Genomic DNA, 23,987 nt, shown 5'->3' with positions numbered 1-23,987 from the left:
AGGTTCGATTTAGAACGCAATCGGAAAAAGCGCCAGTTGCCGCGCCCCGGGGTTTGGGCCATAGAAGGAATGGCCCACCACGACATTGACGAATAAAGACAAGGAAACGAGGCAGGATGAGACGCCTTCGCAATGTAAAGATCGTGGCCACCCTTGGGCCGGCCTCCAACGATTACGCTACCATCCGCGCGCTGTTCGAAGCCGGCGCGGATGTGTTCCGCCTGAACATGAGCCATGGCACGCATGACGAGCTGCGCGCCCGCCATGCCATCCTGCGCCAGATCGAGGCCGACACCGGCTCTCCGGTCTGCATTCTGGCCGACCTTCAGGGGCCGAAGCTGCGGGTGGGCACCTTCGCCAGCGGCTCGGTCGAGCTTGAGGATCGGGCGATGTTCCGGCTGGATCTGGACCCTACGCCGGGCAACGGCCAGCGCGTGAACCTGCCCCACCCCGAGATTTTCGCAGCCCTCGAACCCGGCGCCACGCTTCTGGTGAACGATGGCAAGATCCGGCTTCAGGTGAAGGACTGCGGGCCGGATTACGCCAACTGCATCGTGACGGTGGGGGGGACGATCTCGAACCGCAAGGGCGTGAACGTACCCGATGTGCTGCTGCCCTTGGCCGCGCTGTCGGAAAAGGACCGCCGCGATCTGGAATTTGCCTGCGAACTTGGCGTGGACTGGCTGGCGCTGTCCTTCGTGCAGCGCCCCGAGGATGTCGAGGAAGCGCGCAAACTGGCGCGCGGCCGGGCGGCGATCCTGTCGAAGATCGAAAAACCCTCGGCAGTGAAATCCTTTGACGCGATCCTTGCCGTGTCCGACGGGATCATGGTGGCGCGCGGCGATCTGGGGGTGGAACTGCCGGTGCAGGCGGTGCCGCCGATCCAGAAACGCCTTGTGCGTGGCGCGCGGGCGGCGGCCAAGCCCGTGATCGTGGCGACGCAGATGCTTGAATCGATGATCGATTCGCCGATGCCAACGCGGGCGGAAATCTCTGACGTGGCCACCGCGATCTATGAAGGCGCCGATGCGGTTATGCTGTCGGCCGAATCCGCCGCCGGTTCCTATCCGATCGAGGCGGTGACGACCATGAACAACACCGCCATCTCGGTCGAAAGCGACCCGACCTACCGCGATATCATCGAGGCCAGCCGCACCGCCAAACGCGCCTCGGTGCCCGATGCCATCGTGGCCGCCGCACGCGAGATTGCGGAAACCACCCCGATCAAGGCGATCTGCTGCTTTACCCAGACCGGCAACACCGTGTCGCTGGTGGCGCGCGAACGGCCACGGGTGCCGATCCTGGCCCTGACCCCGCTGGTCGAAACCGCCCGCCGGCTGAAGCTGACATGGGGCACCCATTGCGTGGTGACCGAGCCGCAGGAACGCTTCAAGGGGGCGGTGATCTGCGCCGCCCGCGCCGCGCTGTCCTATGGCTTTGCGCAGGAAGACGAACAGATCGTGGTGGTTGCGGGTGTGCCCTTCAACGTCCGCGGCACCACCAACATCCTGCGCATCGCGCCCTGCGACGAGCGGTTGATCTACAGCGGCGACCCGGAGTAGGCTTCGCCCGTTCCGTAAGGCACGGAGGGCGGGTATGGACGGTGATCTTCTGCTGGTCCTTGGCCTTGTGATGGGGGCGGTGGCCGTCCCCTCGCTGCTGTCGGCATGGAACGACGGGCGCCCGCCGCGCGCGGGCGCCGTGGCCATCCTGATCGCGGGAACGCTGGTCGCGCTGGCGCTGCGTTCGCGCCCCGGCGGCTATCAGATCGAAGAGATCCCACAGGTCTTTGCGCGCGTGATCGGGCCTTATCTGCGCTGAATCCGCTTGCACAGCCGGCCGCGCCCGCCTATAGCCCGCCTCTCACACCCGCACGGCCGGCCGAAGTGGCATGCCGAGTCGTGCTTGACCCACTCGTTAAGAGGAGATGGAAATGCCCAAGATGAAGACCAAGTCCGCGGCGAAGAAGCGGTTCAGCTTCACCGCCACCGGCAAGGTGAAGGCCGGCCCCGCCGGCAAGCGCCACGGCATGATCAAACGCTCGACGAAATTCATCCGGGACGTCACCGGGACCATGGTCCTGTGCGATTCCGACGCGAAAATCGTCAAGAAATACATGCCCTACGACCGGTAAGGAGAGCTTCACATGTCCCGCGTCAAGTCCGGCAAGGTCACGCACGCCCGCCACCGCAAGGTCATCAAGGCAGCGAAGGGCTACTACGCCGCCCGCTCCACCAACTTCCGCACCGCGACCCAGGCCGTCGACAAGGCCAACCAGTATGCGACCCGCGACCGCAAGGCCCGCAAGCGCAACTTCCGCGCGCTGTGGATTCAGCGGATCAACGCCGCCGTCCGGCTGTTCGACATCGAAATGACCTATTCGCGCTTCATCAACGGTCTGGCGAAAGCCGGGATCGAGGTGGACCGTAAGGTTCTGGCCGATCTGGCCGTGAACGAGCCCGAGTCGTTCAACGCCATTGCCGCGCAGGCGAAAGCCGCGCTGGCCTAAGGCGTTTCAGAACTGCCCAAAAACCCGTGCCATCCTGTGGCTCATTCCGGGTTTTGGGGCACAACTGCCGCGGCTGCCGAGAGATATCTCGGCAGCCGTTTGATTTTATGGGTCTATTCATCGGCTCATCGCATGCGGATGGCGGGAGTTTTGCCCCGCCGCAACACTGACCAGAATAACCGCCGCGGGACTTTCGCGCCGTCCGAGACGGCCGATATACCGAGCGACCCGACGGGGTCATCTTCAACCGAAGGCATGAAAAACCGGAGGCGGGCGGCAACCGTCGCAAGGCAAAGCCGTCGGGTTTTCGGATCATCCATCGGCCCTGCAACGGCAAGGCCGGCGCCGGCGTCTCGATCTTTCTGGATCACCCGGCGCAGAAGGAGCCGACATCCTCTCGCTGCTTGCCTTGATCGCCAACGCCCAGGGCGCCGCCGGCAAAGAGAACCCCGCCGACCTGGCGGCCCGCCGACGCACCATCATCGACATCCCGGCGAACGATCCGCGGATGCGCAGCAATCGGGAACTCATCGAAGAGCTCATCGCGAGCTACCTGCCCGGCCTGAGGACCACCCAAGGGGCAAGGGATGCCGTCGAAGGCTTCTGGACAGAACGGCGCAAAGCCGCTTTTGACCATATGGTTGCCGACGAGAACCCGGAGCGGGGTGCGTTTGGCAAGCTGGTTGCCGACGACCAGTTCTCGGGCAATGACCCTATGACCGACGATGTCGTGGCAAGCCTGAAAGCGCCGCCGAGTGTCTTGAAGCGGACGTCGGCCGCGGCAAGGAGTTGCAGCAGTTCGCCAGCTTCCTTGAGACCGTCGATGAAGGCATCGGTGACATTGGCGACACCTGACGCACAGCGCCAAGCCTGATCCGGGTTCCGCAACGCGAGACGCCAAAGGGACGAAGACGCTTGCACCTGCGATCCTGTGTGACCGCAGGCGCTTGTGGCGGAATGGTGCGCGAAGGATGCAGCGCCCTTTTCTTTGCGTCAGGCTTTGATGACGACCGCAAACCTCACCGTGCTCGGCCGTCATGTCCCGGATTCCGGAATGGGCCAGCCTCAGGCGCGGGGATTTTTCATGCGCGGCGCTGCTCTGGACAAACCGGCCCCGTCTCGGTAGCACCCGCTCAACCCGCACCGGAGGCTGACCATGACCGCGCTCGACACGCTCAGAGGCAAATATATCGAGGCCATCGCCGCCGCCGCCGATGAGGCCGCACTGGAAGACGTGCGCCTTGCCGCGCTGGGCAAGAAGGGCGAGATCAGTCTGAAGATGCGCGAACTGGGCCAGATGTCGCCCGAGGAACGCCAGACCGTCGGCGCGGCGCTGAACCGACTGCGCGACGAGTTGGACGCCAGCCTGCGCGCCCGCAAGGCGGGGCTGGCCGATGCGGCGCTGGATGCGCGGCTGAAGACCGAATGGCTGGATGTGACGCTGCCCGGCCGCCCGCGGCGGATGGGCACGATCCATCCCGTTTCGCAGGTGATGGCCGAACTGACGGCGATCTTCGCCGACATGGGCTTCGCCGTGGCCGAAGGGCCGCAGGTTGAAAGCGACTGGTTCAACTTTGACGCGCTGAACATCCCGCCCGAGCATCCGGCGCGGCAGGAGCATGACACCTTCTTCATGGCGCGGGCGCCGGGCGATGCCCGCCCGCCGCATGTGCTGCGCACCCATACCTCGCCGGTGCAGATCCGCGCCATGCAGGCGCAGGGCGCACCGATCCGGGTGATCGCGCCGGGCCGCGTCTACCGCATGGACATGGACCAGACCCACACGCCGATGTTCCATCAGGTCGAGGGGCTGGCGATCGACCGCGACATCTCGATGGCCAACCTCAAGTGGGTGCTGGAAGAATTCTGCCGCGCCTTCTTCGAGGTGCCGAGTGTCGAGCTGCGCTTCCGCGCCTCGCATTTCCCCTTCACCGAACCCTCGGCCGAGGTCGACATCCGCTGTTCCTGGGAAGGCGGCCAGTTGAAGATCGGCGAAGGCGACGGCTGGCTGGAAATCCTGGGATCGGGAATGGTGCATCCCAAGGTGCTGGCCGCGGCCGGTGTGAACCCCGACGAATGGCAAGGTTTCGCCTTCGGCATGGGCATCGACCGCATCGCCATGCTGAAATACGGCATCCCCGATCTGCGCGCCTTTTTCGAAAGCGACCTGCGCTGGCTGCGTCACTATGGCTTTGCCGCTTTGGACATGCCTGATCTGGCAGGTGGCCTTTCACGCTGATACCCTGACCGGATCTTGGTAAAGGGTCCGGTCATGTACACCGTCCAACAAATCGTCACCGTTCAGAACATCATCCCGGCGACGCTTGTCGTCTGGTATTTCGCCGCCGTCTATTATCTGGAGCTGCGCCGCCAGTTCAGATACCCCGAATATCCCGCCGCTTCGCGCTATCCGATGTGGCGGAAACGCTTCCAGCTTTACGCCCAGCTTCAGGCCACAGCGCCCGGCAATGTCACCGACCGCAGCCCCGAGGCGCAAGAGGTGCTGCAAGCCTTCCTGCGCAAGGTCGAGATCCGCAGCGCCACGCTGGTCGCGCTTTGGGCCGTCGTGATCGGCGCGGTGGTGACACTCGCCTTCACCCTGCCGAGCTGGCAGCCGGGCCGTCTGCTGCTGATCGCGCTGGCCGTGGCCTGCATCCCCTTCGTTCTGCGCCTTGCGCTGGGGATCGCACAGGTCGACCAGATCGCCGCACACAAGGTTCTGACCAATGCCGCCGACGATGCCACCGCGGCACGCCGGCTTCAGGATCAGCTGATCGAGGATCTGTATAACAAGGAACTGGCGTTCCGGTTCTCGGCCTCGGGCTTCCGGGTGCTGATGATGGTTCTGCTGCTGCTGACGGCGGGCTATCTGTCGACCTACATCGACTGGGCCGCCGTGGCCGCCTGGCTTCCCGATCTGACGATGCCGAAGGTTTCGGTTCCTGACCTGAAACTGCCTGATCTGTCGGGCTTCTCCTTCAAACTGTAAGACATCGGTCCGGCGGCCTGACCGCCGGATGCCGCAGGACGTTCAGCCTGCCGTTCCGTCCGGAGCGGCAGGCTGTATAACAACAGAAGCCCCGTCAGCGCCATCAGCAGGCACAGACGAAAGGTGCTGGTGGGCACGCGGTCCTTCGGGGGCTTCAGTGAACAGGTCATGGCCCTGTCTACCGCGCGAATCTATCGAAAGGGTTGATGCCCGCGCGGAAGTGCCCGCCGTCGTTCCGGCACCCCGGCCTTCCCCTTCCCGCCCGTTTGCGCTAAGGCCGAGCCGCAACAATTCCGAGGGGCGCGCCGATGAAATTCACCCTGTCCTGGCTGAAGGATCACCTCGAAACCGAGGCCCCGCTGGATGAGATCGCGACCGCGCTGACCGATCTGGGTCACGAGGTCGAAGGTATCGACGACCCCGCACGCACGCTGGGCGCCTTCCGCATCTGCCGCGTGATCGAGGCCCAACCCCATCCCAACGCCGACCGTCTGCGCCTGTGCCGGGTCGAGACCTGGCCCAAAGGCCCCGATGCGCCCTCGGAAGAGGTGCAGGTGGTCTGCGGCGCGCCGAACGCCCGCACCGGCCTGATCGGCGTCTTTGCACCCGTGGGCACCCATGTCCCCGGCACCGGCGTCGATCTGAAACCGGGCGTGATCCGCGGTGTCGAATCGAACGGGATGCTGTGTTCGGAACGCGAACTGATGCTGTCGGACGACCACAACGGCATCATCGACCTGCCCGAGGACGCCCCGCTGGGCGCCCGTTTCATCGACTGGCGCGGGCTGAACGATCCGGTGATCGAGGTGAAGATCACCCCGAACCGCCCCGATGGTCTTGGCGTGCGCGGCCTTGCGCGCGATCTGGCGGCCCGCGGTCTGGGCCGGCTGAAGCCGATGGCGATCGAGCCGGTCGCCGGCCGGTTCCCCTCGCCGGTCGGCGTGGCGATCAGCGACGAACTGAAGGCGCGCGGTTGCCCCCTGTTCGCCGGCCGCACCATCCGGGGCGTGAAGAACGGCCCCTCGCCCGAGTGGCTTCAGACCCGGCTGAAGGCGATCGGCCTGCGCCCGATCTCGGCGCTGGTGGACATTACCAACTTCTTCACCATCGGCCTGAACCGGCCGCTGCATGTGTTCGATGTGGCGAAGATCCGGGGGGGCTTGCGCATCCATGCCGCCACGGGCGGCGAGGAACTGCTGGCGCTGGACGGCAAGACCTACACGCTGCGCGCCGGCCAGATGCTGATTTCCGATGACGAACAGCCCGAATCGCTGGCCGGCATCATGGGCGGCGAGCTGTCGGGCTGCACCGAGGACACGACCGAGGTGTTCCTTGAATCCGCCTACTGGGATCCGATCACCATCGCCGCCACCGGCCGCGCGCTGAAGATCAATTCCGACGCCCGCTATCGGTTTGAACGCGGGGTGGACCCGGCCTTCACCCTGCCGGGGCTGGAACTGGCGACGCGGATGATCCTGGATCTGTGCGGCGGCGAGCCCTCTGAGGTGGTGATGGATGGCGCGGTGCCCGACACATCGCGCGCCTATCGGTTCGATCCCAGGCGCGTGGTCAGCCTTGTCGGCATGGACATCCCCGAAGCCGAACAGCGCGCCACGCTTGAGGCGCTTGGCTTCACGCTGGCGGGCGAGATGGTCACCCCGCCCAGCTGGCGCCCCGATGTGCAGGGCGAGGCCGATCTGGTCGAGGAAATCGCCCGCGTCGCCTCGTTGACCAAGCTGGAAGGCAAGCCCCTGCCCCGCGCGCAGGCGGGTGTGCCAAAGCCGATCCTGACCCCCGTGCAGGTGCGCGAACAGGCGGCACGGCGGACGCTGGCGGCGCTGGGCTACAATGAATGTGTGACCTACAGCTTCATCGACGAAGGCGCGGCCACGCTTTTCGGCGGCGGCTCTGACGCGGTGCGGGTCGAGAATCCGATCTCGTCCGAGATGACCCACCTGCGCCCCGACCTGCTGCCGGGCCTGCTGCGGGCGGCGGCGCGCAATCAGGCGCGCGGCTTCATGGATCTGGCGCTGTGCGAGATCGGCCCCGCCTTCCACGGCGGCGAACCGGGCGAGCAGCATCTGCAAGCGACGGGCCTTCTGGTCGGGGCCTCGGCGCCGCGCGATCCGTTCGGCTCGCGCCGTCCGGTGGATGTCTATGACGCCAAGGCCGATGCCGAGGCGGTTCTGGCCGCCATCGGGGCACCGGCAAAGATGCAGATCACCCGCAAAGTGGCCGGCTGGTGGCATCCGGGGCGGTCCGGCGTGATCGGTCTGGGGCCGAATGTGCTGGCCACCTTTGGCGAGCTTCACCCGAAGATCCTGCGCGAGATGGATGTGAAGGGGCCTGCGGTGGCCTTCACCATCCTTGTCGCCAATGTCCCCCTGCCCAAGATCAAGACGCCGACGCGGCCCGCGCTGCGGCAGGCCGATCTTCAGGCGGTCGAGCGCGATTTCGCCTTTGTTGTGGATCAGGGCGTCGAGGCGCTGGCGCTGGTCAATGCCGCGCAGGGCGCCGACAAAACGCTGATCGACAGCGTGCGGGTGTTCGACCAGTTCACCGGCGACAAGGCCGAAGCGCAGATGGGCCCGGGCAAGAAATCGCTGGCGATCTCGGTCCGGCTGCAACCGACCGACAAGACCCTGACCGACAAGGATATCGAGGCGGTTTCGGCCAAAATCATCGAAAAGGTCGCCAAGGCCACCGGCGCCACGCTGCGCGGCTGACAGACAAAGGCCGGGGAAGGCATCCCCTCCCCGGCCTTTGTCCGCATGTCCCGAACGATCCCCTGACGCGGGCGGGGTCGCGGGTCAGTTCCGCAACGATCGCACCCAAGCCTTGAACCGGCCCATGCTGGTGCGCGCCCGCTTGCGCGCCAGATCGCTTTGCGCATCCCAGGCGTCGCCCAAATCCTCAAGCGCCGGATCGATCGTGCGTTCCCGGAACTGCGCCCACATCTTGTAGCCAAGCCAGACCAGAAGCCCCAGGGTCAGGAAGAACAGGATGTTGAACCACGGCATCACCGTCGCATCCGGCCCGTCCACCTGTTCCAGCTTCACCGCGTTGGGGAAGATGGTGAACAACTGGTTGCGCCAGCCATAATGCGTGACCGCAACCCAGCGCGGATCTGCCCCGGTCGAGGTCAGGTCAGTGGCCATCGCCTGAACGTCAAAGCTGTTGACCTTGAAATAGGGCGGCCAGCCCCATCCGGTATCCTCGTTGCGGTAGACCATGGTCTTGCCGTCGGGGAAGATCGCCTGAATGAACTTCACATCCCGACTGCTGGACGAGGCCGCATTGGTCCCGGCATCGGGCGAGGCAAAGAACCAGCTGTTCTCGCCCAGATCCATGCGCTGGGTGTTGGTGCCGACAATGCGCACGATGTCGGTCTGCGGCAGGGTGTAGTGCAGGAAGGCCCCGACCAAAAGCGCGACAAGCGCCGGGAGTGTCCACTTCAGGTAACGCATCACAACCTCACGAGAAATTGTGGATCCAGAACAGAACCACAAACAAAACCTGCGGCACGAGATAGACGACAAGCGCAAGCCTGATCCGCAGGCGCGGCCCGTAATCGTTCATGCCGGCTTCGATATAGTCCTCGCGGCGGCCTTCACCATCCCCCGCGTCGTATTCCTTCTCCAACGCCTCGCGACGGAGCGAACGAAGATAGACCAGAAGCAGCAGGAAAATTGCGGTCTGCACCACAAGGCCCAGCAAGGCAAGGCGCAGGAACCCCAGGATCATGGCCATCCTCCTTCCGCGGCGAAGCCTGCGCATTGTAGCGCGGGGCACATCGCCCCGGCATCGGGCAGATGGCCGCGCCGGTGACGCGCGCGGCCGCCGTCGGATCAGACCGCGATATTGTCGATCAGACGCACGCCGTCCAGCGTGGCTGCGACCAGAAGCCGGGCCGCGCCATCCAGCCGATCCACCGGCATCAACCCCTCGGCCGAGCGCAGGTCGAGGTAATCAACCGAATCGTAGCCCGCGGCCAGAACGGCGGCACGGGCGGCCACCAGCGCCTCGGGGATCGGGGTTCCGGCACGCAGCGCCACGGCGGCAACGTCCAGCGCGCGATAGAGCGCGGGCGCGCGGGCGCGGGCCGCAGGCGACAGCCGGACATTGCGCGACGACATCGCCAGCCCGTCCGCCTCGCGCACGGTGGGGCAGCCGACGATGGCGACGGGGATGTTCAGATCGGCCACCAGCCGCCTGACCACCATCAGTTGCTGCCAGTCCTTTTCACCAAAGAAGGCGCGGTCGGCCATGGTCATGCCAAACAGTTTGGCCACGACCGTCGCCACACCGTCGAAATGCCCGGGCCGGTGTGCGCCTTCCAGCGGTTCGCTGACCCCGGCAACCGACACCGTCGAGGCAAAGCCCGGCGGATAGACCTCATCTGGGGCAGGCGCAAAGACCGCGTCCACGCCAAGCCCCGCCAGCATGGCGGCATCGCGATCCTCGGTCCGGGGGTATTTCTCAAGGTCCGAAGGGTTGTTGAACTGCCGCGGGTTCACGAAAATCGTGACGATCACCCGGTCGCTGTCGGCACGGGCCAGACGGGCAAGGCTCAGGTGGCCTTCGTGCAGGGCGCCCATGGTGGGCACGACGCCAACGGTTTGGCCCGCGCGCTTCCACAGACCGACGAGGGCGCGCAGCTCGGCAACCGTGCGCAGGATCGGCGGCGGGGTCACCATGCGCGCCCCATCATGGGGGGGCAAGGCCATACGCGGATCGGAACCATGTCGGACATCACGGCTTTTCGCCCTTCAATTCGTCAGGAAACACATGTTCGGGGCCGGGGAAGCGGCGGGCGCGGACCTCGGCGGCATAGGCGGCGATGGCCTCGTCGGCGGCATGGCCAAGCTCGGCGTAGCGTTTCACGAACTTCGGACGGAAGTCGGTGAACAGGCCCAGCATGTCGTCCAGCACCAGCACCTGCCCATCGCAGCCGGCCGAGGCGCCGATGCCGATGGTCGGGATCTCCAGCGCGCTGGTGATGCGGCGCGACAACCCGTCCGGCACCTTTTCCAGCACGACCGAGAACGCCCCCGCCGCCTCGACCGCCTGCGCATCGGCCATCACCCGGTCGGCATCCGCACCACGGCCCTGCACCTTGTAGCCGCCCAGCGCATTCACCGCCTGCGGGGTCAGCCCGACATGGGCCATCACCGGGATGCCACGATCGACCAGAAAGCGGATCGTCTCGGCCATGTGCCGCCCGCCTTCCAGCTTCACCGCGGCGCAGCCGGTTTCGGCCATCAGGCGACGGGCATTGGCAAAGGCCTGCGCGGGGCTTTCCTCATAGCTGCCAAAGGGCATGTCGATGACCAGCATCGCGCGCGAGGTGCCGCGCGCCACCGCCTGCCCGTGCAGGATCATCATCTCAAGCGTGACACCAAGGGTCGATGGCAGGCCATGGACCACCATCCCCAGACTGTCCCCGACCAGCGTGATGTCGCAATGCTGATCCACCAGCCGCGCCATCGGCGTGGTATAGGCGGTCAGGCAGACAAGGGGTGCGCCGCCCTTGCGGGCACGGATGTCGGCCGCCATCACCGGGCGGACAGGGCTGTTCGCGCTCATCGCTTCTTGTCTCCCCCCAGAGCAACATTGCGAGGCATATAGCGGCCAAGTGCCGAAGAAGCCAGCAGATCCTTGCCAACCGCCGCCGCCGCCGTCAGTTGGCGGCAGCCATCACGATCTCATCGGCGGGGGTCTCGGGCGCGGGGCCCTGAACGATGCGGCCGTATTCGTCCTCGTGGAACGGGCCTTCCAGTTCCAGCGACTCGGATTCTGTGCGGACCTTGACGGCGGCGCCGACCTCTACCCGGTCGTAAAGGTCGATGGCATCCTGATTGAACAACCGGATGCAACCCGCCGAGGTGGCATGACCGATCGAGGCGTTCTGCACCGTGCCATGGATGCGAAAGCGGGTGTCCTTGCCGCCGCGGTACAGATACAGCGCCCGCGCGCCCAGCGGATTGTCCAGCCCGCCCGGCAGGCCCGCGGCATAGTCGCCATACATCTCGGGCTGGGTGCGCAGCATGTTGGCGGTGGGCTGCCACGACGGCCATTCGCGCTTGGCGCCAACCTTGGCACTGCCGCGGAAGGCCAGCCCCTCTTTGCCCACCGCAATGGCATAGCGCATCGCGCGGCCGTTCTCCATCACATGATACAGCCGGCGCGCGAAGGTATCGACGACGATGGTGCCGGGCGCCTCGGGGCCGGCATAGTCGACCTCGGTCCGGATGTTCTGTTCGGTCAGATATTTCGCCGCGACCGGCTCGATGAAGAACTCGCCGTCCTGGATGCCGGGATACAGCGGATGATGCCGCCCCGTCACGCTCGGCGCCTGCCCACAGGCGGCAAGGAACGGAAGAAGGGCGAAAAGCACGAGGGAGAGAATGCGGCCGGTCACGGTCAACCCTGTTCTGGAAATCTGCATGTCAGATCCGCCACGCCCCGCCGCCCCCGTCAAGGCCCGGCGGACGGAAAGAACCCGGGCGTGTCCTTGCCGCGCCACCTTGCCCGCTGCCGCCCGCAGGGACGACAGCAGTGACCGGAGGATCGCCGCCCCCGCGACAGCCGGGGCGCGGCACACCGCTGCGGTCACCGAAACGCCCGGGGGGAAGTGCCCGCCCCCCCGGCCGCGACCCCGGCGAAATCCGACGCCGGGATCAGCCGACGATGTTGAAATCGGGGCCGTAGGGATAGCCGGTGATGTTCTCGGCGCCATCCTCGGTGATGACAAGGATGTCATGCTCGCGGTAGCCGCCGGCACCGGGTTGGCCGTCGGCGATGGTCAGCATCGGCTCCATCGAGATCACCATGCCGGGTTCCAGCACCGTGTCGATATCCTCGCGCAGTTCCAGCCCGGCTTCGCGGCCATAGTAATGCGACAACACCCCGAACGAGTGGCCGTAGCCGAAGGTGCGATAGCGCAGCAGGTCGCGCTCGGCCAAAAAGGCGTTGATCTGCGCGGTGATCCCGGCGCAGTTGGCGCCCGGTTTCAGCAGGCTCATGCCGTATTCGTGGGCTGCGACATTGGCCTGCCAGATCTTCAGGCTGGCGGGATCGCAGTCGGCCACGAACATCGTCCGTTCCAGCGCAGTGTAATAGCCCGAAATCATCGGAAAGCAGTTCAGCGACAGGATATCGCCGCGCTGAAGCGCCCGGTTCGTCACCGGGTTGTGCGCGCCGTCGGTGTTCAACCCCGACTGGAACCACACCCATGTGTCGCGGTATTCGGCATCCGGGAAGCGGCGGGCGATCTCGGATTCCATCGCGTCGCGCCCTGCCATGGCGATCTCAAGCTCGGTCGCGCCCACCTTCACCGCGTCGCGGATGGCATGGCCGCCCACATCGGCCACCTGCGCGCCATGGCGGATCAGCGCGATCTCGGCCGGGGATTTGACCATGCGCTGCGCCATGGTTCCGGGGGCGATGTCCATGCCGCGAACCGGCTTCAGAAAGGCGTTCAGCTTTTCCGCCTGCACCATGGTCAGGTGGTCGGCCTCGCAGCCGATGGCGCGGCCGGTGCCCGTCACCTGCGCCACCGTGCGCCAGAAATTGTCGCGTTGCCAGTCGGTGTAGGTGATGTTGTCGGCCACGCTGCGGCGCCACGGCTGGCCCGCGTCGATCCCCGCGCTGACGGTCACGCAATCGGTGGGCGTCACCACACAGGCATAGGGCCGCCCGAACGAGCAATACAGAAAGCCCGAGTAATAGGCCACGTTATGCATCGAGGTCAGCACCACCGCATCCAGCGAGTGCATCTCCATCAGGTCGCGCAGACCTTCCAGACGGGCCTGATATTCTTCGGGGGCGAAGGGCAGCGCGGCCTTGGCGCCATTGTGAAAGCGATAGTTTTCGGGGCGTTCCATTTCGGACCTCATCACAAAGGGCCCGATGCCGGACCCTGAAAGAGTCCCGGCGTACAGGACGGATACGGGGGTATGCCCCCCCCGCAAGCACCGGAAGGGCTGCCCCTTCCTCGCGGCGACGCCATCGCCGCGTGTGCGCTGCTCCTGCCCCGAAGGGCTGCCCGCGCCCCGGCGGGGGCGCAAGACGAAGGTTTGCCCCTACGGGCGTGCAAGGCATGTCTTTTTCCCGTCAGGGAATGGAAGACGACGCCTTGCCCTTGTGGGACGCAAGAGTTGATCTTTCATCCCGCAGGCGCCTGCGTCCTGTCAAGCGCCTTCGGCACGGATCAGGCGCCGCCGGGTTCGCCAGTGAAGCTGACCGTCACATCCTCGTCGCGGGCGATGAACTGGCAGGCCAGACGATAGCGCGGTGGCATGTCGCGCACCTCGGCATCCTCGATTTCGGCGGCGGTGATCTTGCCCAGTTCCCGCAGTTTCGCCTTTTCCTTCTCGGTCAGGTGGATACCCTTCTTCACCGAAGGCTCTGCATAGGTCACCTCGATCAGGCAAGAGGCGCAGTTGCCGTCCTTGCAATCGAAGGGGATCGGGATCCGGTGTTCCTCGGCAAGCGCGAGGATCGTCTTGGTGTCGCCGGCGACGGCATAGACCGTCTTCTGCTCGTGCATGATCGGCGACGAAAAGGTGATGTTTGCCATGTGACGCGTCCCTCTGTGGCCGCCCGTCCGCCTCCCTGCGGAGCGGGCGAGGCTCCTCCGTGACGGAACGATAGCAAGCGCGGACGCACATGCCGCCCCCGGCCGCCGTCGCAGGCACCACAGCGGGCAACAGCCGGTATCTGCCGGTTTTCAGGGCAAACTGCCGAAACGGGCGCGATCCCCCGGCACGGCGCCCAATCTTGCGGCAGTCAGTGACCGAGGATTTGACTCAGGAACAGCTTGGTCCGATCGCTGCGCGGGTTGCGGAAGAACTCGGCCGGTTCGTTCTGTTCGACGATCTGGCCCTGATCCATGAAGATCACCCGGTTCGCTACCGCCTGCGCAAAGCCCATCTCATGCGTGACGCACAGCATGGTCATGCCTTCTTCGGCCAGTTCGATCATGGTGTCGAGAACCTCTTTGATCATCTCGGGATCAAGCGCCGAGGTGGGTTCGTCAAACAGCATGATCCGCGGCTTCATGCACAGCGACCGCGCGATGGCCACCCGCTGCTGCTGGCCGCCTGACAACTGGCCGGGGTATTTATGCGCCTGTTCCGGGATCTTCACCTTTTTCAGGAAGTGCATCGCCACTTCGTCGGCCTCGCGCTTCGGCGTCTTGCGGACCCAGATCGGCGCCAGCGTGCAGTTTTCCAGAATCGTCAGATGCGGGAACAGGTTGAAGTGCTGGAACACCATCCCGACTTCGGACCGGACCTTGTTGATGTTCTTCAGGTCGGATGTCAGTTCGATCCCGTCCACCACGATCTTGCCGGACTGGTGTTCCTCCAGCCGGTTGATACAGCGGATCAGCGTGGACTTGCCGGACCCCGACGGGCCGCAGATCACGATCCGCTCGCCCTTGTGGACGGTCATGTCGATGTCGCGCAGGACGTGAAAGCTGCCATACCACTTGTTCATCCGGCTGATCTGGATCGCGACCTCATCGCTGACCTGCATATGGCTGCGGTCGATCCTGCGGTCGATGACTTCGGACATGGGCTACTCCTGGCGGTGGTCGGTCTTCAGCCGGCGTTCGAGATGCATCGAATAGCGCGACATGGCGAAGTTGAAGATGAAGAAGATGGCGCCGACGAAGATGTAAGGCTCCCAGTAGATCCCCTTCCAGTCGGTCGAGGCGCGCACGGCGTCGGTGATGCCCTTCAGCGGGTCAAGAAGCCCCACGAACACCACCAGCGTCGTGTCCTTGAACATGCCGATGAAGGTCGAGACGATGCCGGGGATCGAGATCTTCAGCGCCTGTGGCAGGATGATCAGGCGCTGCGCCTTCCAGTAGTCCAGCCCCAGCGCGTCGGCGGCCTCGTACTGGCCGCGGGGAAGGGCTGCCAGACCGCCGCGGATCACCTCGGCGATATAGGCCGCGGCGAACAGCGTCACCATGATGATGACGCGCAGGATGATGTCGAAGGTCGTCCCCGGCGGCAGAAAGTAGTTCAGCAAGAGCGAGGCCGTGAACAGCAGCGTGATCAGCGGCACGCCGCGGATGAACTCGATGAACGAGACCGCCAGCGTCTTGATCAGGAACATGTCCGACTGCCGGCCCAAGGCCAGCATGATCCCAAGCGGCAGCGACAGCGCGATCCCGGCAACGCCGATGGTGATGGCCAGCACGAAGCCGCCAAACTTGTCGGACCGGACCTGCTCCAGCCAGAACGGCACCTCGCGGCCGACAAGGCCCGTCAGATCGCGCGACAGATCGCCCGCAAAGAGCAGCCACCACAACACCGGCAGCAGAACCGCCGCAGCGACCGCCGGAATGGTGCCAAAGCGGTGCAGCAGCGCAAAGGCAGCCCAGCCCAGCCCGAAGCCCGCCGCCACCGTCAGCGGCAGGAACAGCGACCCGCCCCACAGCAGCCAGAACGCCACGAAGGGATAGGCCACGCTGAACCACAACAGTTTTTTCGGCACGCGGGCGAACAGCACCGGCGCCAGCGCCACGAACAGCAGCGCAAAGGCCAGCGTCGGCCGCCAGTAAAGGTGCTGCGGATAGAAACCGAACAGGAACTGCGTCCAGCGTTCGCGGATCACGGCCCAGCAGGCGCCGGTGGCGCCCTCGCCCCAGCGGTCGGTGATGATCTGGCGGCACTGGGTCAGGTTGTCGGCAGACCAGACCGAATGGGCCAGCCACGGCACGATTCCCTGCAACAGATACCAGACCGCCCCGATCCCCAGCAGCGTCAGCGCAATGTTCAGCGGCCCCGAGAGCAGGTTCTCGCGCAGCCAGCGCAGGGCGCCGGCCTGACTTGCCGGGGGCGGCGCGGGCGGCAGCATCGTGTCGCGCACGAAGGGCACGGTCTGGGCGGGGGTGTCGCTCATCTCACCGCTCCTTCAGCTTGACCGAGGCGTTGTAGACGTTCATCGCCCCCGAGATCAGCAGGCTGATCGTCAGATAGATCAGCATCATCAGCAGCACACATTCCAGCTCTCGTCCGGTCTGGTTCAGCGTGATGCCGCCCAGCGTGCCGCGCAGGTCAAGATAACCCACGGCGATGGCCAGCGACGAGTTCTTGGTCAGGTTCAGATACTGCGAGATCAGCGGCGGGATGATGACCCGAAGCGCCTGCGGCAAGATCACAAGGCTCATGGTCCGCCCCGGGCGCAGGCCCAGCGCAAAGGCCGCTTCGGACTGCCCGCGCGAGATCGCCATGATCCCGGCACGCACGATTTCGGCAATGAAGGCGCCGGTATACAGCGACAGCGCCAGCCACAAGGCCATGAACGAGTTTGAAACGTTGATGCCGCCGACGAAGTTGAAGCCTTTCAGCCCGGGATATTCCAGATGGAACCCAAGGCCCAGCAGCACCGCCACCGGCAGCCCCACCAACAGCAGCAGCGACGACCACCATGTGGCCGGCCGGATGCCGGTGGCGTTCTGGATGCGGGTGGCGCGGGCCTTCACCATCCGGTTCAGCCACCAGCCCAGCACGGCCGCCGCAATCACCGCGATCACGTCAAGGTTGACGTAAAACAGGCCCAGATTCAGCCAGCCCAACTCGCGGCTGAAGACCGGGTTGGGCACCGCGGTATAGCGGTTGGTTACCGCGATCGCGTCCAGAAACATCGACTGGCTGGCGATCCCGGTTTCGGGGTTGGGGCGGAAGGCGTTGGGCGCCGGCGTCGCCTCGGTAAAGACGGCGTAGATCAGGATGATCCACAGCAGCAGCGGAATGTTGCGGAACAGTTCGACATAGGCGGTCATCAGCCGCCCGACCAGCCAGTTCTTCGACAACCGCAAGACGCCGACCAGAACCCCGATCACCGTGGCGGCTAGACACCCGAGAAACGCCACCAGAAGCGTGTTCAGCAGCCCCACCAGCATGGCCCGGCCATGGCTGCTGTCGTTGGTGTATTCGACCAGCCGCTGGCTGATGTCATACCCCGCCCGGTTCCACAGGAAGCCGAAGTTGAAATCCTTGCCGAGAGCCGCAAGGTTGCGGATCGTGTTGTCCACCAGCCAGGCGGCGCCGGCCATGAACAGCATGAAGACGAAGACCTGAATGGTCAGCGAACGATACCGCGTATCGTATAGCAACATACTGAGCCGAAAGGACTCTTTCGGCGCGTCCGGGACGTTGGCCATCGGAATTCCCCATTGATTGGATCGCGGGGCCGGTCAAGCCGGCGGGTTGGCGTCGTTGCGCCCCTCGCGTCCTGTCGTTGCATCCGCGCCGCCCCCTTGATGCGGCGCGCGACGAAAAAGGGCGCCCCTGAGGGCGCCCCGTGTCAGATCAACGGAACGGCGGCGCGTAAAGCAGGCCGCCCTGCGTCCATTGCGCGTTCAGGCCGCGGGCCAGACCGATCGGGGTGGCCTCGCCGATGGTGGCGGCAAAGATCTCGCCATAGTTGCCGCCCACCGCGATGGCGCGCTTGGCCCAGCCCTTGTCCAGCCGGATCATCGGCCCCAGATCGCCCTCGACGCCCAGCAGGCGACGGATTTCCGGGTTCGGCGAAGACGCCGCCAGTTCGTCCATGTTGGCCGAAGTCACCCCGTATTCCTCGGCGGCGATCAGCGCATTCAGCGTCCAGCGAACGATGTCGGTCCATTCGTTGTCGCCGTGGCGCGTGGCCGGCCCAAGCGGCTCTTTCGAGATGATCTCGGGCAGGATGATGTGGTTTTCCGGATCGGCAAAGGCCGCGCGGGTCGAGGCAAGCCCCGAGGCGTCGGTGGTATAGGCGTCGCAGGCGCCGGCGGCATATTGCTGTTCGCCCTCGGCGTTGGTCTCGATCGCGACCGGGGTATAGCTGAGGTTGTTGATCTTGAACCAGTCGGCAAGGTTCAGTTCGGTCGTGGTGCCGGTCTGGATGCAGACGGTGGCGCCATCCAGTTCCTTGGCCGAGGTCACGCCCAGATCCTTGCGCACCATGAAGCCCTGACCGTCATAGTAGTTCACACCGATGAAATCGAGCTTCAGGTCTGTGTCGCGCGAAAAGGTCCAGGTCGAGTTGCGGGCCAGCACGTCCACCTCGCCCGAGGCAAGCGCGGTAAAGCGGGTCTGCCCGGTCGTCGGCACGAACTTGACCTTGCTGCCGTCTCCCAGCACCGCCGCGGCGACCGCCCGGCAGAACGAGACGTCGAAGCCGGTCCAGTTGCCGTTGGCATCGGGGAGAGAAAAGCCCGTCAGGCCGGTGGAGACACCGCAGTTCAGCTCGCCCCGTGCCTTTACATCATCGAGCGTCGCCGCCGACGCAACGCCAGCAGCAAGGCCCGCCGCGGTCAGCGTGCCAAGAAAGACGGATTGTTTCATACGTACCTCTTCCTGATTGCCGCCCGGATTCACAGGCGGATCCTTGCTCATCCCCGATGTTACGGAGACGCATTTTGCCGAGGATACCATCCTCGCGGTAGCCGTCAGTGTCGACCGAAGGCGTTTGAAACGTCAAGTCAAACCGGAAATCTGCCGGATTTTGCAGCAAATTAACCCGATTGCGAATCGCTTATGCGCGTTTGCGACGCGGGCATGGCGGAACGGCGGGGGGTGTCACCCGCACAATGCAAAGAATCGCGCAGCATGCAGGAACGCCTCGCGACGGCAGGCTTCGACCTCGGCGGCCTCGTCATCCTCGCCCCATTGTTCGCTTTGCCAGCTTTCGTCAACGCGCGAGACGGCCCAGCCGTCCTCGGCGGTCAGCCGGCCGTCGATCACCGCCAGCGCGATCACCAGAGACCCCGAGATCGCCACAAGATCGTGAAACGCCGCCAACTGGAACGGCGACAACGCATGAACCCGCGCCGCCAGACGCGACAGGCTTTCGCCGGGCTGCGCCTGCGGGATCACCCCCACCGTCGCATGAAGCGGCGCCGACAGCGCCCGGGCCGCCCAGTCCAGCAGCGGATCCCAGGCATCCGCCTGCCGCTGGGTCAGCGCCGCGGGCGCGGCGGCGCGATAACACAGCAGATCGGTTTCGCCATAGGCGGCCAGCATCTCGGCCACCTCGTCGAACTGCACCGCCACCTTGTCCAGTGCGGAATTGGCCGACCGGGTGAAGGGCATGGTTTCGGGGCGCACCGTGCCGTCTTGCGCCTGCCATTCCGCGGCAATCGCCTCGGCCAGCGGGCGCGACGGCAGGATCAGCGGCGTCTTGGCCGGGGTTCGGACCGGGCGCCCGTCAAGGGTGACGCGAAAACCTGCGCCCTCGGGCACGACCACAGCCTGTTGCCAGAAGCGTTTTGCCGTCCAGCCCGCCATCAGCGCCCCCCGAACGGATCTTCCGGCACATCGCCTTCCTTCCAGTCCAAGAGCTTCCAAGTCTTGACCATGTGCGGCGGCAGCGGCGCGGTAAAGGTGACGGGTTCCTTGCGGATCGGATGTTCCACGGTCAGGCTGCGGGCGTGCAGATGCAACTTGCGGCTGATCTCGCCTCCCAGATTGGCGCCCCAGCCATCGCCCAGATTCTCTTGCCCCGAGCCGCCGTATTTGCCGTCGCCCACGATCGGGTGGCCCAGTTCGGCCATGTGGGCGCGCAACTGATGCGTGCGCCCGGTGATCGGCGACAGTGCCATCCATGCGCAACGGGTGCCAAGGAACCAGAGCGTGAAGAAATCGGTCTGCGCCCGCTTCGCCTCGGGGTAGTCCGCGACCTTGGCGGGGTGGATGCACAGCATCTTTTCGCCCTCGCCGCCGCGGCCGTGCCCCGGCGCCTTCATCAGCGCATATTTGATCGAGCCCTGCTTGGGGGTCGGCACCCCGGCGACCAGCGCCCAATAGATCTTGCGGGTGTTCCTGTGCCGGAAGCTTTCCGACAAGGCCCGCGCCACCCGATCGGTGCGCGCCAGAACCAGCACGCCGGACGTATCCTTGTCCAGCCGGTGAACCAGCTTCGGGCGTTCCTTGTAGCCGAACTTCAGCGCCTCGGTCAGGCCATCCACATGCCGCTCGCCCTGACCCGAGCCGCCCTGCGAGGGCAGGCCCGCCGGCTTGTTCAGCACGATGATGTCATTGTCTTTATAGATCACGCAGTCCTGGATCATCTGCTCGTCGGACTTGGTGATCCTCGGCGCATCGGGACGCGGCGCGTCAGGATCGGGCAGCGGCGGAACGCGGATTTCCATCCCCTCGGCCACCCGGTCGGACGCCTTGGCCCGCGCGCCATCCACCCGGACCTGCCCGGTGCGGCACATCTTTTCCACCGCGCCTTGGGTCAGATGCGGAAAGCGGCGCTTGAACCAGCGGTCCAGCCGCTGTTCGCCTTCATCGGCGGTCACCTTCAGAAGTTGCACGCTCATGCAAAAACGCTCCTCATCGCGGCCATGCCCGCAAACATTGCCACCAATGACAGCACCACCGAGCCGCCCACATAGACCGCAGCCAGCCCCACCTGCCCACGTTCATAAAGCGTGACCGCATCCAGCGAAAACGCCGAAAAGGTGGTGAAGCCGCCAAGGATGCCGGTCATCAGGAACGGCGCGAAACGGTTGCCGCCCTTCATCGCCAGCACCAGGACCAGAACCCCCATCAGGAACGATCCAAGGATGTTCACCGTCATGGTTCCCACCGGAAAGCCAGCCCCGAACAGCCGCATCGAGGCGACATTGACGAGGTAGCGCGCCGACGCGCCCAGCGCCCCGCCCAGCGCCACTTGAACAAGAGAGGTCATCATCGCGTCTCTGTGTGCCCTTGCCGGTTGGTTGTCAACCGCCCTGCCGCCGTGCCCGCAGCTTTGCGAAATAGTCCACGCGCTTCTTCAACTCGCGTTCGAAGCCGCGTTCCTGCGGCAGATACCAGACCGGGCGCTTCATGCCTTCGGGGAAGTAGTCCTGCCCGGAAAAGCCATCCTCGGCGTCGTGGTCATAGGCATAGCCCGCGCCATAGCCGATGTCCTTCATCATCCTGGTCGGCGCGTTCAGGATATGTTTCGGCGGCGGTTCCGATCCGGTCTGCCGCGCTGCCGCCCGCGCGGCCTTGTAAGCCACATAGACCGCGTTCGATTTCGGGGCGAGCGCAAGGTAAACCAGCGCCTCGGCCAGCGCCAACTCGCCCTCGGGCGAGCCAAGACGTTCATAGCTCTGCCATGCCTCAAGGCAGATCCCCTGCGCCTGCGGATCGGCAAGGCCGATATCCTCGACCGCCATCCGGGTGATGCGCCGGGCCAGAAAGCGCGGGTCTTCGCCGCCCTCGAGCATCCGGGCGAACCAGTAAAGTGCGGCATCCGGGTCCGATCCCCGCACCGATTTGTGCAGCGCCGAGATCAGGTTGTAATGTTCCTCGCCGGACTTGTCGTATTTGGCCGCGCGCCGCATCAGCCGGGTGGCCAGTTGATCGCGGCTCAGGGAACCGGCCACGCGCCACGCCATCACCTGCTCGACCAGATTGAGCAGCGCCCGGCCGTCGCCGTCGGCCATTTCCAGCAGCGCCTCGCGCGCGGGGCCATCCAGCGGCAGGGCGCGGCCAAGGTCATGCTCGGCCCGTTGCGCAAGACGTTCCAGATCCGCCAGCGTCAACCGCTCCAGCACGATCACCTGCGCCCGCGACATCAGCGCGGCGTTCAATTCGAAGCTGGGGTTTTCGGTGGTGGCGCCGACCAGAAGGATCGTGCCGTCTTCCATGTGCGGCAGGAACCCGTCCTGCTGCGCCTTGTTGAAACGGTGGATCTCGTCCACGAACAACAGCGTCCCCTGCCCGTTCTGACGCCGCAGCCGCGCAGCTTCGAACACTTTGCGCAAGTCGGGCACGCCGGTGAAGATCGCGGAAATCTGCACAAAGGCCAGATCGGTTTCCTTTGCCAGCAGCCGCGCGATGGTGGTCTTGCCCACACCGGGCGGCCCCCACAGGATCAACGAGGACAGGCTGCGCGATGCCAGCATCGCGCCCAGCGGGCCGTCGGCTGACAGCACCTTGTCCTGCCCGATCACCTCGGCCAGCGCCTTGGGCCGCAGCCGGTCGGCCAGCGGGCGGGGCGCCTCGGGGGCGGATTGGGCGGGGCTGTCGAACAGATCGGACATGGCCCCAACCTACGCCCGCCGGCGCAGGGTCACAACCGGAAGCGCAGGCGCAACGACTGGCCGTCGCGCAGCACATCCACCTGCCACCAGCGCACCCGTTCGCGCGCCGCGATCAACAGATCGCGCGGGCGCTGGATCTCTCGGCCGTTGACCTCGCGCAGGATGTCGCCGGGACGCAGGCCGGCACGGGCGGCAGGGCCATCCACCGCGCGCACCACCACCCCCGCGACCGAAAACGGCAGACCCATCTCGGCCGAGACCGCGGGATTGATCCGCTCGACCGTCAACCCGGCCAGCACCGATTCGCGCAGCGTCAACGTCTCGCGGTCCGGGCGGTCGGGCGGGGCCACCAGCGCCACCACCGCCTGTCGGGGCTTGCCGTCGCGCAGGAAGGTCACCGTGGCCTCGCCGCCCAGACCCATCGCAGACAGGCGGAACATCACCTCTTGCGGGCTGTCGGTGCGCTGACCGCCCAGGGACAGGACCACGTCGCCCGCGCGCAATCCGGCGGCGCGGAACGGGCTTTCCTCGTGCAACTCGGTCAGAATCACGCCCTCTGGGCGCGCGATGCCCATCGCCGCGGCCAGGGCCGCATCGACCGCCTGCCCGTTCACCCCGGCCCAGGGCCGGCGGAACCGGCTTTCCCCCGCCTCGGCCTGCGCCAGAAAGCTGCGCACCAGATTGGCCGGAATCGCAAAACCGATCCCGTTCGATCCGCCCGACTGGGTCAGGATCGCGGTGTTGATCCCCACCAGCTGCCCGGCGACATCCACCAGCGCGCCGCCCGAATTTCCCGGATTGATCGCGGCATCGGTCTGAATGAAATAGCCCCGCCCGCCGTCGATCGACAGCCCGGACCGCGCCAGCCCCGACACGATCCCCTGCGAAACCGTCTGCCCGACCCCGAACGGGTTGCCGATCGCCAGCACCAGTTCGCCCACCTCGATCCCATCCGAATCGCGCAGCGCCAGATGCGGCAGGTCGCTGGCGTCACGCAGCTTCAGAATCGCCAGATCGCTGTCCTGATCGGACAGCATCACCTCGGCCTCGTATTCGCGGCGGTCGTTCAGCACCACGCGGATCGCATCCGCCTGCCCCACGACATGAAAGTTCGACACCACCACCCCATCGCCCGAAACGATCACCCCCGAGCCCAGCGAGTTCTGCACCCGCGGCTGCCGCCGGCCGAAATCGCGAAAGAACTGGTCAAAGAACGGATCGGCGGCGAAGGGGCTGACACGCTCTTCCACCACCCGCGTGGCGTAGATGTTCACCACCGCCGGCGCAGCCGCCCGGACCACGGGCGCAAAACTCAACGAGATCTGCGCCGCCGATTCGGGGACGCGCGTCTCGGCCGGGACTGCGACCGGCAGGGCAAAGGCTATGGCAGTGGCAACGGACAGGAAACGGTGGCGCATCGGAACCTCAAGAACCCGCGGCCGGAATGT

24 protein-coding genes are annotated in these 23,987 nt (G+C 65.7%); 8 read left to right on the top strand and 16 right to left on the bottom strand.

Annotation, left to right across the window (positions count from 1 at the left end):
• The first annotated feature begins 116 nt into the window (after nucleotides 1-116).
• The 8 genes from pyk to pheT all read left to right on the top strand — a co-directional run bounded on the left by pyk (nucleotide 117) and on the right by pheT (nucleotide 8,224).
• Nucleotides 117-1,562: a pyruvate kinase gene (pyk, locus tag CRO07_RS03035; RefSeq protein WP_097029210.1), complete on the top strand. Its 1,446-nt coding sequence runs from the start codon at nucleotides 117-119 to the stop codon at nucleotides 1,560-1,562.
• Nucleotides 1,563-1,596: 34 nt separating this feature from the next.
• Nucleotides 1,597-1,821: a hypothetical protein gene (locus tag CRO07_RS03030; protein WP_097029209.1), complete on the top strand. Its 225-nt coding sequence runs from the start codon at nucleotides 1,597-1,599 to the stop codon at nucleotides 1,819-1,821.
• A 112-nt stretch (nucleotides 1,822-1,933) separates the two neighbouring features.
• Complete coding sequence (rpmI, locus tag CRO07_RS03025) at nucleotides 1,934-2,134, top strand: 50S ribosomal protein L35 (RefSeq protein ID WP_096784616.1); 201 nt, start codon at nucleotides 1,934-1,936, stop codon at nucleotides 2,132-2,134.
• Between the two features lie 12 nt (nucleotides 2,135-2,146).
• Nucleotides 2,147-2,509: a 50S ribosomal protein L20 gene (gene rplT / locus CRO07_RS03020; protein WP_097029208.1), complete on the top strand. Its 363-nt coding sequence runs from the start codon at nucleotides 2,147-2,149 to the stop codon at nucleotides 2,507-2,509.
• A gap of 409 nt (nucleotides 2,510-2,918) precedes the next feature.
• The gene (locus CRO07_RS03015) at nucleotides 2,919-3,383 is read left to right on the top strand and encodes a type I restriction endonuclease subunit R, EcoR124 family (protein ID WP_097029207.1); all 465 of its coding nucleotides are present in this window, start codon (nucleotides 2,919-2,921) and stop codon (nucleotides 3,381-3,383) included.
• Nucleotides 3,384-3,665: 282 nt separating this feature from the next.
• Nucleotides 3,666-4,748 (top strand): phenylalanine--tRNA ligase subunit alpha, encoded by a 1,083-nt coding sequence (pheS, locus tag CRO07_RS03010; protein ID WP_097029206.1) that lies wholly within the window; start codon nucleotides 3,666-3,668, stop codon nucleotides 4,746-4,748.
• Nucleotides 4,749-4,781: 33 nt separating this feature from the next.
• Nucleotides 4,782-5,498, top strand: a complete 717-nt coding sequence (locus CRO07_RS03005) for a hypothetical protein (RefSeq protein ID WP_097029205.1) — start codon at nucleotides 4,782-4,784, stop codon at nucleotides 5,496-5,498.
• A 308-nt stretch (nucleotides 5,499-5,806) separates the two neighbouring features.
• A complete protein-coding gene (gene pheT, locus CRO07_RS03000; protein ID WP_097029204.1) occupies nucleotides 5,807-8,224 on the top strand; it encodes a phenylalanine--tRNA ligase subunit beta in 2,418 nt (805 codons plus the stop codon).
• A gap of 84 nt (nucleotides 8,225-8,308) precedes the next feature.
• Here the strand turns inward: pheT and CRO07_RS02995 are convergent, their stop codons facing one another.
• From CRO07_RS02995 to CRO07_RS02920, 16 genes are all read right to left on the bottom strand, one after another.
• Nucleotides 8,309-8,965, bottom strand: a complete 657-nt coding sequence (locus CRO07_RS02995; protein WP_097029203.1) for a DUF1523 family protein — start codon at nucleotides 8,963-8,965, stop codon at nucleotides 8,309-8,311.
• Between the two features lie 7 nt (nucleotides 8,966-8,972).
• Nucleotides 8,973-9,242 (bottom strand): hypothetical protein, encoded by a 270-nt coding sequence (locus CRO07_RS02990; RefSeq protein WP_097029202.1) that lies wholly within the window; start codon nucleotides 9,240-9,242, stop codon nucleotides 8,973-8,975.
• A gap of 104 nt (nucleotides 9,243-9,346) precedes the next feature.
• On the bottom strand, nucleotides 9,347-10,195 hold the full coding sequence (gene panC, locus CRO07_RS02985; RefSeq protein ID WP_097029201.1) for a pantoate--beta-alanine ligase: 849 nt from the start codon (nucleotides 10,193-10,195) through the stop codon (nucleotides 9,347-9,349).
• 55 nt (nucleotides 10,196-10,250) lie between these two features.
• Complete coding sequence (gene panB / locus CRO07_RS02980) at nucleotides 10,251-11,084, bottom strand: 3-methyl-2-oxobutanoate hydroxymethyltransferase (RefSeq protein WP_097029200.1); 834 nt, start codon at nucleotides 11,082-11,084, stop codon at nucleotides 10,251-10,253.
• Nucleotides 11,085-11,178: 94 nt separating this feature from the next.
• Nucleotides 11,179-11,946, bottom strand: coding sequence for a L,D-transpeptidase (locus CRO07_RS02975; protein WP_176504474.1), 768 nt, complete (start codon nucleotides 11,944-11,946; stop codon nucleotides 11,179-11,181).
• 232 nt (nucleotides 11,947-12,178) lie between these two features.
• Nucleotides 12,179-13,384, bottom strand: coding sequence for a M24 family metallopeptidase (locus CRO07_RS02970; protein WP_097029199.1), 1,206 nt, complete (start codon nucleotides 13,382-13,384; stop codon nucleotides 12,179-12,181).
• Between the two features lie 326 nt (nucleotides 13,385-13,710).
• The gene (locus tag CRO07_RS02965; RefSeq protein WP_097029198.1) at nucleotides 13,711-14,079 is read right to left on the bottom strand and encodes a 2Fe-2S iron-sulfur cluster-binding protein; all 369 of its coding nucleotides are present in this window, start codon (nucleotides 14,077-14,079) and stop codon (nucleotides 13,711-13,713) included.
• A gap of 209 nt (nucleotides 14,080-14,288) precedes the next feature.
• Nucleotides 14,289-15,077, bottom strand: coding sequence for an amino acid ABC transporter ATP-binding protein (locus CRO07_RS02960; RefSeq protein WP_097029197.1), 789 nt, complete (start codon nucleotides 15,075-15,077; stop codon nucleotides 14,289-14,291).
• A gap of 3 nt (nucleotides 15,078-15,080) precedes the next feature.
• Entirely contained in the window at nucleotides 15,081-16,415 is a 1,335-nt protein-coding gene (locus CRO07_RS02955; protein ID WP_097029196.1) for an amino acid ABC transporter permease, read from the bottom strand.
• A 1-nt stretch (nucleotide 16,416) separates the two neighbouring features.
• Complete coding sequence (locus CRO07_RS02950; protein ID WP_097029195.1) at nucleotides 16,417-17,679, bottom strand: amino acid ABC transporter permease; 1,263 nt, start codon at nucleotides 17,677-17,679, stop codon at nucleotides 16,417-16,419.
• A gap of 148 nt (nucleotides 17,680-17,827) precedes the next feature.
• Complete coding sequence (locus tag CRO07_RS02945; protein WP_097029194.1) at nucleotides 17,828-18,844, bottom strand: amino acid ABC transporter substrate-binding protein; 1,017 nt, start codon at nucleotides 18,842-18,844, stop codon at nucleotides 17,828-17,830.
• 234 nt (nucleotides 18,845-19,078) lie between these two features.
• Entirely contained in the window at nucleotides 19,079-19,786 is a 708-nt protein-coding gene (locus CRO07_RS02940) for an ATP12 family chaperone protein (RefSeq protein WP_097029193.1), read from the bottom strand.
• Complete coding sequence (locus CRO07_RS02935) at nucleotides 19,786-20,823, bottom strand: RluA family pseudouridine synthase (protein WP_097029192.1); 1,038 nt, start codon at nucleotides 20,821-20,823, stop codon at nucleotides 19,786-19,788. Before CRO07_RS02935 ends, CRO07_RS02940 begins: the two co-directional genes overlap by 1 nt.
• Nucleotides 20,820-21,197, bottom strand: a complete 378-nt coding sequence (crcB, locus tag CRO07_RS02930) for a fluoride efflux transporter CrcB (protein ID WP_097029191.1) — start codon at nucleotides 21,195-21,197, stop codon at nucleotides 20,820-20,822. The genes CRO07_RS02935 and crcB overlap by 4 nt, the downstream gene beginning before the upstream one ends.
• A gap of 31 nt (nucleotides 21,198-21,228) precedes the next feature.
• Entirely contained in the window at nucleotides 21,229-22,539 is a 1,311-nt protein-coding gene (locus CRO07_RS02925; RefSeq protein ID WP_097029190.1) for a replication-associated recombination protein A, read from the bottom strand.
• 29 nt (nucleotides 22,540-22,568) lie between these two features.
• Complete coding sequence (locus CRO07_RS02920; RefSeq protein WP_097029189.1) at nucleotides 22,569-23,957, bottom strand: Do family serine endopeptidase; 1,389 nt, start codon at nucleotides 23,955-23,957, stop codon at nucleotides 22,569-22,571.
• Nucleotides 23,958-23,987: the final 30 nt, after the last annotated feature.

The organism is Cereibacter ovatus, from assembly GCF_900207575.1.
Taxonomy (GTDB): domain Bacteria; phylum Pseudomonadota; class Alphaproteobacteria; order Rhodobacterales; family Rhodobacteraceae; genus Cereibacter_A; species Cereibacter_A ovatus.
The sequence above is the reverse complement of the archived record's forward strand: the minus strand, read 5'-3'. Positions and strand labels throughout refer to the sequence as shown.

What these genes read in the sequence shown, in the direction of transcription:
- CRO07_RS02995 (WP_097029203.1), bottom strand. Translation starts at nt 8,965, where the DNA reads ATGCGTTACCTGAAGTGGACACTCCCGGCGCTTGTCGCGCTTTTGGTC.
- CRO07_RS02925 (WP_097029190.1), bottom strand. Translation starts at nt 22,539, where the DNA reads ATGTCCGATCTGTTCGACAGCCCCGCCCAATCCGCCCCCGAGGCGCCC.
- CRO07_RS03030 (WP_097029209.1), top strand. Translation starts at nt 1,597, where the DNA reads ATGGACGGTGATCTTCTGCTGGTCCTTGGCCTTGTGATGGGGGCGGTG.
- crcB (WP_097029191.1), bottom strand. Translation starts at nt 21,197, where the DNA reads ATGATGACCTCTCTTGTTCAAGTGGCGCTGGGCGGGGCGCTGGGCGCG.
- CRO07_RS02970 (WP_097029199.1), bottom strand. Translation starts at nt 13,384, where the DNA reads ATGGAACGCCCCGAAAACTATCGCTTTCACAATGGCGCCAAGGCCGCG.
- CRO07_RS02975 (WP_176504474.1), bottom strand. Translation starts at nt 11,946, where the DNA reads ATGCAGATTTCCAGAACAGGGTTGACCGTGACCGGCCGCATTCTCTCC.
- panB (WP_097029200.1), bottom strand. Translation starts at nt 11,084, where the DNA reads ATGAGCGCGAACAGCCCTGTCCGCCCGGTGATGGCGGCCGACATCCGT.
- pheT (WP_097029204.1), top strand. Translation starts at nt 5,807, where the DNA reads ATGAAATTCACCCTGTCCTGGCTGAAGGATCACCTCGAAACCGAGGCC.
- pheS (WP_097029206.1), top strand. Translation starts at nt 3,666, where the DNA reads ATGACCGCGCTCGACACGCTCAGAGGCAAATATATCGAGGCCATCGCC.
- CRO07_RS02940 (WP_097029193.1), bottom strand. Translation starts at nt 19,786, where the DNA reads ATGGCGGGCTGGACGGCAAAACGCTTCTGGCAACAGGCTGTGGTCGTG.
- CRO07_RS02945 (WP_097029194.1), bottom strand. Translation starts at nt 18,844, where the DNA reads ATGAAACAATCCGTCTTTCTTGGCACGCTGACCGCGGCGGGCCTTGCT.
- CRO07_RS02950 (WP_097029195.1), bottom strand. Translation starts at nt 17,679, where the DNA reads ATGGCCAACGTCCCGGACGCGCCGAAAGAGTCCTTTCGGCTCAGTATG.
- CRO07_RS02965 (WP_097029198.1), bottom strand. Translation starts at nt 14,079, where the DNA reads ATGGCAAACATCACCTTTTCGTCGCCGATCATGCACGAGCAGAAGACG.
- rpmI (WP_096784616.1), top strand. Translation starts at nt 1,934, where the DNA reads ATGCCCAAGATGAAGACCAAGTCCGCGGCGAAGAAGCGGTTCAGCTTC.
- CRO07_RS02920 (WP_097029189.1), bottom strand. Translation starts at nt 23,957, where the DNA reads ATGCGCCACCGTTTCCTGTCCGTTGCCACTGCCATAGCCTTTGCCCTG.
- CRO07_RS02960 (WP_097029197.1), bottom strand. Translation starts at nt 15,077, where the DNA reads ATGTCCGAAGTCATCGACCGCAGGATCGACCGCAGCCATATGCAGGTC.
- panC (WP_097029201.1), bottom strand. Translation starts at nt 10,195, where the DNA reads ATGGTGACCCCGCCGCCGATCCTGCGCACGGTTGCCGAGCTGCGCGCC.
- CRO07_RS02935 (WP_097029192.1), bottom strand. Translation starts at nt 20,823, where the DNA reads ATGAGCGTGCAACTTCTGAAGGTGACCGCCGATGAAGGCGAACAGCGG.
- rplT (WP_097029208.1), top strand. Translation starts at nt 2,147, where the DNA reads ATGTCCCGCGTCAAGTCCGGCAAGGTCACGCACGCCCGCCACCGCAAG.
- CRO07_RS02990 (WP_097029202.1), bottom strand. Translation starts at nt 9,242, where the DNA reads ATGATCCTGGGGTTCCTGCGCCTTGCCTTGCTGGGCCTTGTGGTGCAG.
- CRO07_RS03005 (WP_097029205.1), top strand. Translation starts at nt 4,782, where the DNA reads ATGTACACCGTCCAACAAATCGTCACCGTTCAGAACATCATCCCGGCG.
- pyk (WP_097029210.1), top strand. Translation starts at nt 117, where the DNA reads ATGAGACGCCTTCGCAATGTAAAGATCGTGGCCACCCTTGGGCCGGCC.
- CRO07_RS02955 (WP_097029196.1), bottom strand. Translation starts at nt 16,415, where the DNA reads ATGAGCGACACCCCCGCCCAGACCGTGCCCTTCGTGCGCGACACGATG.